The organism is Pseudomonas sp. GW822-FHT03F08, from assembly GCF_058801265.1.
The window spans coordinates 172,238-183,728 of sequence record NZ_JBXANC010000006.1; the positions used below are offsets into that span (position 1 = coordinate 172,238).

Consider the following 11,491-nt stretch of genomic DNA (forward strand, 5'->3'; position numbering starts at 1 on the left):
ATCCTAGCAAGGTGCCTTATGCGTTAAAAATACTTAAAAAGAATTTTTATATTCCATTAATGAATTAGTCGAAACCGCTAACGCAAGCGGCCGTATCCCAGTTCTTCGGCCTCGCGTTGATAGTCCAGCAGGACGAGGTAATCGCTTTCGCTGGCAGGCAGGACTTCGGGCAGGCCGAGGATGCGGGCAACGTCGGGCAAGTCTTGCAGGCTGCGGTTCATCGCCCGGCGCAGCTGTTCGATCTGCGTGTCCGAAGCACTGGCAACGGTGATGAAAGGCAAGGTCGGGCTGAACGCACTGCGCGCCACCACCCGCAAGCCATTGACCTCTTCGGCGGCGTGCTGCGCCAGGTAGGCAAAGGTCACGCTGTCGATGGCCGCCAGATCGGCGCGATCTTCGCGCAACCAGCGCAGGCTTTCGCGATGGCCGCCACTGAGGCCGACCGAAGCGAAAAACTCACCGTCCCGCTGCAACGGCGCCAGACGCTGGCGCAACAGGTTCATGCCGCTGTTGGAGTCCTCGCTGTTGATCACCCCGCGACTGTCGAAGAACTCCGCCAGACTGCGGCGCGGATCATTGACGCGGGCAAGGATCAGACTGCAATGATTGCCGGCAGTGGCATCCGGCAATTCATAGCGCGGACGGCCGACAATCCTGACCTGGCCACGCAGTGCGGTCATCAGCGGATAGCCGCAGGTCTGGGTCAGCAGCAACTGCGGCGACAGCCAGAGGTCGGGCAGCGACAAGCCTTCGGCCTTGAGTCGCGAGCGGCCCAGGTGATCGAGAATCCGCGCCAGCCACTGTTCGTTCGCCGCGCGGATCGGCTCGGGGGCGATGTACATCAACAGCTCTGCGTAACCTGACGTCATGGTGGCCTCAAATAAACGGATGCTGCGGACTGTCGATCGGTTTGATGCCGTGCCGACGCCACAGTTGCCCATAACCCTGCACCAGAAATCCACCGCTGCGCGCCACCCATTGCTCCCGGCGCATGCGATAGGCCTTGGGCAAGTCGTACCACGCCAGCTTCGGCAAATCGTGGTGCACCAGATGGAAATTCAAGTTCAGGAACAACCAGCGCCACGGCCATCCGGCTTCGTTGAGCACCGTGCGTTGTTCCGGTTGTGCGTGCGGCCGGTGTTCATAGTAAGAGCGAACCATCGCAATCGACAGCGCCGGCACGCTGATCAAAAACAGGTAATGCCAGACCGGCAACACGCTGTAGCGGGCGATGAAAAACAGCATCAGCAAGGTCAGGGTTCCGTGGGTCAGCCACATCAGCCAGGCCTGGCGCTCGCCGTTTTTCAGGCGTTGCAGTTGTTCATTGGCCAGCGCCAGCAACGCCAGCGGTGCGCCAAGAATGAATCGGCCGAGCACGGTCTTGTTCAGCCAATGCAGGCTGCGTTCGAACAGCGAACTGCCCTGCCAGTGTTCGGCGCTCAGGTAACGGCTTTCGGGGTCGACGCCGGGGATCGTCAGGTCCTCATCGCGATGGTGCTGTAAATGGCTGTCGCGATAGAGCGTGTACGGATACCACACCGCAAACGGCGCGTAGCCGAGGACTTTGTTCACCGAAGTCCAGCGCGTCGGATGACCGTGGAGCAATTCGTGCTGCACCGACAGCCACAGCACCAACAACGGAATCAGCAGCAACGTGGTCCACCAGAGGCCCAGCCATCCGCTGCCCAGCACAATCGCGAACCAACCGGCATACACGCCGATCAGCAACAGCCAGGTCGGCCAGTCGGTGCGGGCGGTGAAGCGTTGGCGCAGGGCTTCGATCTGTTGGCGATGGGCATCGTCGAAATAATGGGACATGGCGTGGCTCGGAACGAGGGTCTGATCGTTCTGTGCAACACCAGCGGAAAATCTTGCAGATTATTTTGGCGAGGTTTTTAGGGGCGAGACAGGAGCCCGGGAACCAGGCTCCTGAAGGAGGTGATCAATGACCGAAGATGTCGACTTTTTTCGCCCTTTTCTCGTGGCGTTTCTCGATGGCGGTCTTGGCCGGTTTCTTCTTCGCGGCTTTCTTCGAATCCATACCTTTGGACATGATGCGTACTCCACTCAGAGGGGATGTGAGATCAGGTATACACCTATCCCGGCGAGCACGTTGTTTTATAATCCGCGGCTTTTGCACCGGTAGTCCGATTCATGACCGACATCCGTTACAGCCAGCTCGACGACCTGTCCTGGCCCTTGATGAACAAGTTCTACCGCCAACATCAATCGTCGATGAAAGCGGTGCGCGAGGCGCAATTGTGGGTGGCGCGGCGGGAGGAGATTGTTGCTGCATTGTGTCTGCGGCCGGTATCAGGCGGGCATTGGCTGACCGGATTGTTCGTCGACCCGACCTGCCGCGAACAGGGTATTGCCGCGCAATTGATTGCCGAAGCGGTGAAGGACGTCGAGGCGCCTGTCTGGTTGTTCTGCCACCCGGATCTGCGCAGTTTCTACGAACGGCGCGGCTTCACTTTCGACCCCGCCCTGCCCCAGGCAATGGCCGAGCGCTTGAGCCGTTATGCGCGGAGCAAGCCGATGATTGCCATGGAGCTTGCGCCGCGCGCGGACTAGTCAGTCGTCGGCGTTGGGGTCGAGATCCGGGAACATCACTTCGGTGTAACCGAACTTGCTGAAATCGGTAATGCGCGACGGGTACAACCGCCCGATCAGGTGATCGCATTCGTGCTGCACCACCCGCGCATGGAAGCCCGAGGCCACGCGCACGATCGGCTGCCCCTTGGGATCGACACCTTCGTAGCGGATCTGCTGATAACGATCTACCGCGCCCCGCAGGCCGGGCACCGACAGGCAGCCTTCGAAGCCCTCTTCCATCAAGGGACTCAACGGCGTGATCAGCGGGTTGATCAGGATCGTCTGCGGCACGGCTTCGGCGTCCGGGTAACGTTCGCTGTGCTCGAAGCCGAAGATCACCAGTTGCAGGTCGACGCCGATCTGCGGCGCGGCCAGGCCGACACCGCCGACGCTTTCCATGGTCTGGAACATGTCGTCGATCAGTTGCCAAAGCTCAGGGCTGTCGAGCATCTCGGCGGGCACCGGCGGGGCAATGCGCAGCAGGCGTTCATCGCCCATCTTCAGGATTTCACGGATCATGATCAGGCTTCGTCTGTGTTCGGATTGAGCGAATGATCGCGCCCAAGTCCGGAAACGTGTTGTTTGGGATGCTCATCGAGTTCGCCGGGGACTTTCTCGCCCGGGTCCTTGCCCTCGCTGGACATGTGTTCGATCACGGCATTCATCTCCGCGCCCAGCAACAGCACGGCGGCGGAAATGTAGAAATACAGCAACAGCACGATGATCGCACCGATGCTGCCATACATGGCGTTGTAGTTGGCGAACGTCTTGACGTAAAACGCGAACCCCAGGGACGCGATGATCCACACCACCACCGCCAGCACCGAGCCCGGGGTGATGAAACGGAATTCCTGTTTGACGTCGGGCATCACGTAGTAGATCAACGCGACAGCCACCATCATCAGGATCACGATCACCGGCCAGCGAGCGATGGTCCATACGGTGACGATGAAGTCTTCCAGACCGACCTGCCCGGCGATCCAGCCCATCACCTGCGGCCCGAGCACCATCAGCGCGGCAGCGGCCAGCAGCATGCCGGCAATGCCGACGGTGTAGATGATCGACAGCGGGAAGCGCTTCCAGATCGGCCGGCCCTCGACCACGTCGTAGGCCGCGTTCATCGCGCTCATCATCAGGCGCACACCGGCGGACGCGGTGTACAGGGCGACGACGATACCCACGGACAGCAGACCGCCCTTGGATTGCTGCAACTGGTCGATCACCGGGTTGACCTGCTCCAGCGCCTGGGGCGGCAACACCAGCTCCGATTGCAGGCGCAGCCAGGAGAAGAAGTCCGGCAGGTGCAGGAAACCGATCAGGGCAATCAGGAACAGAATGAACGGGAACAGCGAGAACAGCATCTGGTAGGCCAGTGCCGAGGCATAGGTCGACATCTCGTCATCCATGAACTCGGTGACGGTGCGCACGATGACCCGGTGCAGGGGCAGGCCTTTCATGTCGGGGAAAATCATTCGCGTCTCCTTTCGCCGCAAAACAGGTTGAAGTCGTGGCGACTCAGGGGCCGTTTTTCTCTCATCAAAGTAGCTTACTTGGCGACTTTGAAACACTGTGATCCGTGACTGTATGTGAACGGGACACGAAAACGGCCATCCTTGGATGGCCGCTTCGGTGTTTCGTTCAAGGCTGGATCAAGCCTTGTCGACGCCTTTCTTGATCGCGTCCTTGGCTTTGCCCACGGCTTGCTGGGCCTCGCCTTTCTTCTCTTGCAGTTTGCCTTCGACTTGCAGTTTGGTGTTGTCGGTGGCTTTACCGATGCCCTGCTTGACGTTGCCGACCGCTTCGTTGGCCATGCCTTTTACTTTATCGCCTGTGCTACTCATGGTGTTTCTCCTTGGTGCATTGAAGGGGAAAAGTCAGTACGTAACGATTGACTGGCCCGGTTTGCGCCAAGTTTCATTTATTTTCAGGGCTTCATTTCGTCGCGGCGTGCAGGTTGCGCTTTATGTTTGCGAGCGTAGCCCCGAGAATGCCCACCATAAGGGCGCCAGGCGCCACAGAACCGATCCCGCAGGAATGTTATGAAACTCGATAAAAAGCAGGCCATCGCCCGTCGCAACCAGGAACTGGGCGGTGCCGTGCTCGGCACCAACAACTGCCACTTCGCCGAACTTAACCGCAACCGCAACATCTGGTGGTTCGATCTGCCGGTGTCGCGTCTGGCCATCGGCCAATACGAGTGGATTCACCTGTTGATGCACACCCCGGCCACCGACGAGCTGCTGCACCTGAAAGTGCCGACCGTGTTTCTGCGCGAGAAGCTCGAAGGCCTGGTGATCCGCAACGAAGGCAAGCGCAAGGCTGCCCTGAGCCTGGAACTGAGTGCCGACAAGGACTCGTACCTGCAGGACATGCGCCCGGCAGGCACCAACGTGAACTTTGCGCCGTTCCGCCAGTAAGCACACCCTGCGCCAACAAAAAGCCCCGCATCTGCGGGGCTTTTTATTTTATGCGGCGTTCTTCGCCTTGATCTTCTTCAGCTCTTCGTCGCGCAACTCGCGACGCAGGATCTTGCCGACATTGGTGGTCGGCAGCGCATCGCGAAATTCCACCGAACGCGGCACCTTGTAGCCGGTGACGTTGGCGCGCATGTGCTCCATCACCGTTTCCTTGGTCAGCGTGACGCCTGGCTTGGCGACGATAAAGATCTTGATCGCCTCGCCCGACTTCTCGTCCGGAATACCGATGGCCGCGCACTGCAACACGCCCGGCAGGGTCGCCAACACGTCTTCCAGTTCGTTCGGGTACACGTTGAAACCGGAGACCAGGATCATGTCTTTCTTGCGATCGACAATGCGCATGTAGCCATCCGGCTGGATCAGCGCGATGTCACCGGTCTTCAGCCAGCCTTCGCTGTCGAGCATCTCGTCGGTGGCTTCCTGACGCTGCCAGTAGCCCTTCATCACTTGCGGGCCCTTGACGCACAGCTCGCCGATTTCACCCAGCGGCTGCTCGACGCCGGCATCGTCGATGACTTTGCACAGGGTCGACGGCACTGGAATGCCGATGGTGCCGATCTGGATGTTCTGGATCGGGTTGACCGTGGCCACCGGGCTGGTTTCGGTCATGCCGTAACCTTCGCAGATCGGGCAACCGGTGACCGCTTTCCAGCGCTCGGCGGCGGCCAGTTGCAGGGCCATGCCACCGGACAGGGTGACTTTCAGCGCCGAGAAATCCAGCTTGCGGAAACCTTCGTTGTTGCACAGGGCCACGAACAGCGTATTGAGGCCGACGAAACCGCTGAACTTCCACTTCGACAGTTCCTTGACCATCGCCGGCAGGTCGCGCGGGTTGCTGATCAGGATGTTGTGGTTGCCGATCAGCATCATCGCCATGCAATGAAAGGTGAACGCATAGATGTGGTACAGCGGCAGCGGGGTGATCAGGATCTCGCAACCTTCATTGAGGTTGGAGCCCATCAGCGCCTTGCACTGCAACATGTTGGCGACGAGGTTGCGATGGGTGAGCATCGCGCCCTTGGCCACGCCGGTGGTGCCGCCGGTGTATTGCAGCACCGCGACATCGCCGCTGTCCGGGTTGGCTTCGGCGACCGGCTGACCCTGGCCCTTGCTCAGCACGTCGTTGAACTTGACGGCTTTTGGCAGGTGATAGGCCGGCACCATTTTCTTCACGTACTTGATGACGCTGTTGATCAGCAGACGCTTGATCGGCGGCAGCAGGTCGGCGACTTCGGTGACGATGACGTGTTTGACGCCGGTTTTCGGCACCACGGCTTCGGCCAGGTGCGCCATGTTGGCCAGGCACACCAGCGCCTTGGCACCGGAGTCATTGAACTGGTGTTCCATTTCCCGCGCGGTGTACAGCGGGTTGGTGTTGACCACGATCAGTCCGGCACGGATGGCACCGAAGACGGCGACCGGGTACTGCAACACGTTGGGCAGTTGCACGGCGATTCGATCACCGGGCTGCAAATCGGTATGCTGTTGCAGATAAGCGGCAAACGCACCGGACAATTCGTACAGTTCACCGTAGGTGATGGTCTTGCCCAGGTTGCTGAACGCCGGTTTGTCGGCGAAGCGTTGGCAGGATTGCTTCAACACTGCCTGAATATTCGGGTACTCGTCTGGATTGATGTCGGCAGCAATTCCAGCGGGGTACTTATCCTTCCAAAAGTCTTCGATCATGGAAGCCCACTCCTCAGCAACGCGAATTCAGCACCGCATTTGATGCGATTATTATTGGTGTTTGTTTATTGGTGAGTCTGGCTTTTTACAAGGCCGAGAAGTCACAAAGCGCGCCGAGAGTAGCAGCTTTGCCAAGGGTCGACTAGAGCCAAAAGCGGCCCCTACAGTCATTTTCATGACTCAAGAACTACTGGCAGTCATTTTAGAGCAAAAATCCTATAACTCTCTAAAAGCCCCGGAATTCCGGGACAAAAAGCAAAAGATCGCAGCCTTCAGCGGCTTAAGGAAGCCACCAGAGGCTGCGATCTTCAGGCCTCAACGCGAATGCGTCAGGCGCAGTCATTCGGCGATCAGGCGATATCGCGCAACTCACGCCGCAGAATCTTCCCGACAGGCGTCATCGGCAACGACTCACGCAGCACAATGTGTTTGGGCACCTTGTACGCGGTGAAATTCTCTTTGCAGTAGGCCTTCAGTTCTTCCAGGCTCACGCCGGTTTCCCGCGCCACAACAAACAGCTTCACCGCTTCCCCGGAGCGCTCGTCCGGCACACCGATCACCGCGCAGTTGGCGACTTTCGGGTGGGCCATCACCACGTCTTCGATCTCGTTCGGGTACACGTTGAAACCGGAGACGATGATCATGTCTTTCTTGCGGTCGACGATGCGCACGAAACCGTCCGGGTCGATCACCGCGATGTCACCAGACTTGAACCAACCCTCGGCATCCAGCACCTCGGCGGTGGCCTCGGGTTTCTGCCAGTAGCCCTTCATGATCTGCGGGCCCTTGATGCACAGTTCGCCGCGCTCGCCCAAAGGCTGTTCGACGCCGTCGTCATTGATGACTTTCAACCGGGTGCCCGGCACCGGCAGCCCGACCGTGCCGATTCGTGAAAGATCGCCGTAAGGGTTGGTGCAGGCCACCGGCGAAGTTTCGGTCAGGCCGTAGCCTTCGGTGATGCGGCAACCGGTGATCTGCTCCCAACGCTCGGCGGTGGCCTTGACCAGCGCAGTGCCGCCGGAGTTGGTGAGCTTGAGGGTGGAGAAATCCAGGGTTTTGAAGTCCGGATGATCCATCAGCGCGACAAACAGCGTGTTGAGTCCCAGCAGTGCCGAGAACTTCCAGTTCTTCAGCTCCTTGATGAAACCGCCGATGTCACGCGGGTTGGTGATCAGCACGTTGTGGTTGCCCGACACCATCATGCACATGCAATTCGCGGTGAAGGCATAGATGTGGTACAGCGGCAGCGGCGCGATCATCACTTCCTGACCTTCGCGCAGCAGTGGCTGGCCATCGCTGCCGAACTGGGCGAGACAGGCGCGAACCTGCTGCATGTTGGCCACCAGATTGCCGTGGGTGAGCATCGCGCCCTTGGCCAGGCCGGTGGTGCCGCCGGTGTATTGCAGGACGGCGATGTCGTCCAGGCCGACCTTCAGCGGCTTGATGCCCAGGCCCCGCCCCATGCGCAACGCGCTCTTGAAGGAAATCGCCTGGGGCAGCGAGTACGCCGGGACCATTTTCTTCACTTTGCTGACCACGGTGTTGACCAGCCAGCCCTTGGCGGTGGGCATCAGGTCGCCCATCTTCGCTTCGATCAGGTACTGGATGTCGGTGTCCGGCAGCACTTCCTGGACCTTCTGGCCGAACATGTTCAGGTACACCAGCGCCCGGGCACCGGAGTCCTTGAACTGGTGACGCATCTCCCGCGCGGTGTACAGCGGGTTGGTGTTGACCACGATCAGCCCGGCACGCAGCGCGCCGAACACGGCAATCGGATAATGCAGGACGTTGGGCATCTGCACCGCGATGCGATCCCCCGGCACCAGATCGGTGTGGGCTTGCAGGTAACCGGCGAACGCGGCGCTGTAGCGCTCGAGTTCGGCGTAGGTCAGGGTCACGCCCATGTTGCTGAACGCCGGGCGATCAGCGAATTTCTTGCAGGAACGCTCGAACACCTCGATCACCGACTTGAATTCACCCACGTCGATGTTCAGGGGTACGCCCGCCGGGCGTTTGTCATTCCAGAAATCAGGTTGCATTGTTCTTGTCCTCTTTACCTGAGCCGATCCGGGGCCGCTTCGCTGTCATTTTTCTCTTGTCCTTGAAAAAGCCGAAAGCAAAAAGCGGGGCTTCACGGACACTAGCAGCTATGGTCATTCAGGCAAATATGGGCGACGTCCTCATTGATCGTGTGAATCTTCCAGCCGTGGCGTGAGCTGATCGGACGCGCTATACAATGCAACCTCTGCTGGCCCCTGCAGCAAAAGCATGCAGCAAAAGGAATAGCCATGATCCACGACACTTTCTGGCTGGACGCGAGTGACCGCAGCCGCCTCTTCATCAACCAGTGGCTGCCGAACGCACCGCTGAAGGCGGTGATTCTGCTGGCCCACGGCATGGCCGAGCACAGCGGTCGTTATGCGCGACTGGCAGAGTCGTTCTGCGCCGAAGGTTACGGTGTGTATGCGCCCGATCTGCGCGGCCATGGCAAAACGGCCGATCAAGGGACGCTCGGGCATTTCGCCGACGACGATGGCTGGTGCAAGGTGGTCGGCGACCTGGCCAGCCTCAACCAGCACATCGGCCAGCGTCATAGCGACGTACCGATCGTGCTGCTCGGGCACAGCATGGGCAGCTACATCGCGCAGGCTTATTTACTGCATCACAGCGCCAGCCTGCACGGCGCGATTCTCAGCGGCTCGAATTTCCAGCCGGTGGCGCTGTACCGCGCAGCCCGGCAGATCGCCCGGTTCGAAAAGCTGCGCCAGGGCGCCAAGGGTCGCAGCGCGCTGATTGAATGGCTGTCGTTCGGCTCGTTCAACAATAAATTCAAACCAGCGCGCACCGCGTTTGACTGGCTGAGTCGCGACCCGGCCGAAGTCGACAAGTACGCCACCGATCCGCTGTGCGGCTTTCGCTGCACCAATCAGTTGTGGATCGACCTGCTCGGCGGGTTGCAGCAAATCAGCAAAGCGTCCAATCTCGCCCAGATCGACCCGGGCCTGCCGCTGCTGGTGATTGGCGGCGAATGTGATCCGGTGAGCGAAGGCAAGCGTCTGACTGATCTGGCCAATGCCTTGCGCTCGGCCGGCAGCCAGAACCTGCAACTGAAGATCTACCCGCAGGCGCGGCACGAATTGTTCAACGAGACCAACCGCGACGAAGTGACCGCCGATGTGCTGGCCTGGATCGACCAGGCGCTCAGCCATCGCCGCCCTCACCGCAGCGAATAATTTATTGTGGATTCATTTAATCCGTCACAGGAATCAAGACCGATGACCCAGGTTACCAACATCCCTTACGAAGCCCTCGAAGTCGGCCAGACCGCCAGCTACAGCAAGACTGTCGAAGAGCGCGACCTCCAGCTGTTCGCCGCGATGTCCGGCGACCACAACCCGGTGCACCTGGACGCCGAGTTTGCCGCCGCCAGCATGTTCAAGGAACGCATCGCCCACGGCATGTTCAGCGGCGCGCTGATCAGTGCGGCCGTGGCGTGCGAGCTGCCTGGGCCGGGCACCATTTATATCGGTCAGCAGATGAGCTTCCAGAAACCGGTAAAGATCGGCGACACCCTGACCGTACGCCTGGAAATCCTCGAGAAACTGCCAAAATTCCGCGTGCGCATTGCCACTCGCGTATTCAACCAGCGCGATGAATTGGTCGTGGACGGTGAAGCCGAGATTCTGGCTCCACGTAAACAACAGACCGTTACCCTGCCGACCTTGCCGGCCATCAGCATCGGCTGATCAATCTCGGTTAAATCCGGACACAAAAAAACGCCAGACTAGCTGGCGTTTTTTCTTGGCCCCGAACGCTTAAGAGCGTGCGCGAGCCTGGTTACGCAGGGCTTTCACTTGATCGTGATTGCGTTGCACGCCGTGGTACTGGCGTTCGACCAGATCACGGATGCCCACCAGGTTGTGCTTGTTGATCTTCTCGATCGCTTCACGATAGGCCTTCAGGGCATGGTCTTCACCGCGCTCGGCTTCGTTGAGCACCGCTTCTTCGTCCTTGCCGGTAAACACGGCTTTGACGTCGACCCAGCGACGATGCAGATCGCCGCTGACGCTGGTGGAAGTTTCCGGATCGCCACCCATTGAACGCACGGTCGCCTGCAATTCGGCAGCAGCCGTAGCGCAGTCGGCGGAGCGTTTCACGAACAGGGTTTTCAGTTCAGGGTGTTTGATGTCTTCTGCACAGGTCTTGAACCCTTCCTGACCGTCCTTGCTGGTTTCAATCAGGTCGTTGAGGACGGAGATGGCTTCTTTATTGAGGTCAGTCATTTTTCAATTCCTTGCGTTCGGTGGAAGGTGCAAGGAGTGTTGCAGTGGCCGTGCCAGTTTTTTCTATTGAATTTATTCTTTTATTTTCAATAAGTTACTCATAAAGACGAAATCTGTATGCCTGTTATTTGCATGATCTGTCATTTGGCCTGCATGCAGAATGCCTGTATTTTCCAGACTGTTTTGAACTCAGACGATCCGTGCAATGAATCCCGAAAAACTCGAACTGCTGATTACCCGCGAAATGCCCTTCGGCAAATACAAGGGACGGATCATCGCCGACCTTCCCGGCCCGTACCTGAACTGGTTCGCCCGTGAAGGCTTCCCCCACGGCGAACTCGGCGGCCTGCTGGCGCTGATGCAGGAAATCGACCACAACGGCCTGTCGGACCTGCTTGAACCGTTGCGCGCCAAACATGGCAAACCCGCCCCGCGCCACTGAGGCGCATC

At 59.2% G+C, this 11,491-nt stretch carries 13 protein-coding genes; 5 read left to right on the forward strand and 8 right to left on the reverse strand.

Going from position 1 to position 11,491, the window contains the following annotated elements; genetic code table 11:
- Positions 1-77: 77 nt before the first annotated feature.
- On the reverse strand, positions 78-869 hold the full coding sequence (locus AC1RME_RS16685; protein ID WP_096818222.1) for a phosphate/phosphite/phosphonate ABC transporter substrate-binding protein: 792 nt from the start codon (positions 867-869) through the stop codon (positions 78-80).
- A gap of 7 nt (positions 870-876) precedes the next feature.
- Positions 877-1,818 carry a fatty acid desaturase gene (locus tag AC1RME_RS16690; protein WP_096818223.1) on the reverse strand — a complete coding sequence of 314 codons (942 nt, stop codon included), beginning with the start codon at positions 1,816-1,818 and terminating at the stop codon, positions 877-879.
- Positions 1,819-2,154: 336 nt separating this feature from the next.
- On the opposite strand from AC1RME_RS16690, the gene AC1RME_RS16695 reads away from it, so the two are divergent.
- Entirely contained in the window at positions 2,155-2,574 is a 420-nt protein-coding gene (locus AC1RME_RS16695; RefSeq protein ID WP_493091561.1) for a GNAT family N-acetyltransferase, read from the forward strand.
- Here AC1RME_RS16695 and def read toward each other — a convergent pair whose 3' ends face one another.
- The 3 genes from def to AC1RME_RS16710 all read right to left on the reverse strand — a co-directional run bounded on the left by def (position 2,575) and on the right by AC1RME_RS16710 (position 4,436).
- Positions 2,575-3,114, reverse strand: coding sequence for a peptide deformylase (def, locus tag AC1RME_RS16700; protein WP_096818225.1), 540 nt, complete (start codon positions 3,112-3,114; stop codon positions 2,575-2,577).
- A 2-nt stretch (positions 3,115-3,116) separates the two neighbouring features.
- Complete coding sequence (locus AC1RME_RS16705; protein WP_096818226.1) at positions 3,117-4,067, reverse strand: YihY/virulence factor BrkB family protein; 951 nt, start codon at positions 4,065-4,067, stop codon at positions 3,117-3,119.
- A 177-nt stretch (positions 4,068-4,244) separates the two neighbouring features.
- Positions 4,245-4,436 carry a CsbD family protein gene (locus AC1RME_RS16710; protein WP_096818227.1) on the reverse strand — a complete coding sequence of 64 codons (192 nt, stop codon included), beginning with the start codon at positions 4,434-4,436 and terminating at the stop codon, positions 4,245-4,247.
- A 198-nt stretch (positions 4,437-4,634) separates the two neighbouring features.
- Between AC1RME_RS16710 and AC1RME_RS16715 the strand changes: the two genes are divergently transcribed.
- Positions 4,635-5,012 carry a hypothetical protein gene (locus AC1RME_RS16715; protein ID WP_007951149.1) on the forward strand — a complete coding sequence of 126 codons (378 nt, stop codon included), beginning with the start codon at positions 4,635-4,637 and terminating at the stop codon, positions 5,010-5,012.
- Positions 5,013-5,060: 48 nt separating this feature from the next.
- Here the strand turns inward: AC1RME_RS16715 and fadD1 are convergent, their stop codons facing one another.
- Both fadD1 and fadD2 read right to left on the reverse strand, forming a co-directional pair.
- Positions 5,061-6,758, reverse strand: coding sequence for a long-chain-fatty-acid--CoA ligase FadD1 (gene fadD1 / locus AC1RME_RS16720; protein WP_096818229.1), 1,698 nt, complete (start codon positions 6,756-6,758; stop codon positions 5,061-5,063).
- 350 nt (positions 6,759-7,108) lie between these two features.
- Complete coding sequence (gene fadD2, locus AC1RME_RS16725) at positions 7,109-8,797, reverse strand: long-chain-fatty-acid--CoA ligase FadD2 (RefSeq protein WP_096818231.1); 1,689 nt, start codon at positions 8,795-8,797, stop codon at positions 7,109-7,111.
- Positions 8,798-9,046: 249 nt separating this feature from the next.
- On the opposite strand from fadD2, the gene AC1RME_RS16730 reads away from it, so the two are divergent.
- Complete coding sequence (locus tag AC1RME_RS16730) at positions 9,047-9,991, forward strand: alpha/beta hydrolase (RefSeq protein WP_096818233.1); 945 nt, start codon at positions 9,047-9,049, stop codon at positions 9,989-9,991.
- A 42-nt stretch (positions 9,992-10,033) separates the two neighbouring features.
- A complete protein-coding gene (locus AC1RME_RS16735) occupies positions 10,034-10,504 on the forward strand; it encodes a MaoC family dehydratase (RefSeq protein ID WP_096818235.1) in 471 nt (156 codons plus the stop codon).
- A gap of 69 nt (positions 10,505-10,573) precedes the next feature.
- Here the strand turns inward: AC1RME_RS16735 and AC1RME_RS16740 are convergent, their stop codons facing one another.
- Entirely contained in the window at positions 10,574-11,041 is a 468-nt protein-coding gene (locus AC1RME_RS16740; RefSeq protein ID WP_096818237.1) for a PA2169 family four-helix-bundle protein, read from the reverse strand.
- 205 nt (positions 11,042-11,246) lie between these two features.
- Here AC1RME_RS16740 and AC1RME_RS16745 point away from each other — a divergent pair, with 205 nt between their 5' ends.
- Positions 11,247-11,483 (forward strand): DUF3820 family protein, encoded by a 237-nt coding sequence (locus AC1RME_RS16745; RefSeq protein WP_003227425.1) that lies wholly within the window; start codon positions 11,247-11,249, stop codon positions 11,481-11,483.
- Positions 11,484-11,491 lie beyond the last annotated feature (8 nt).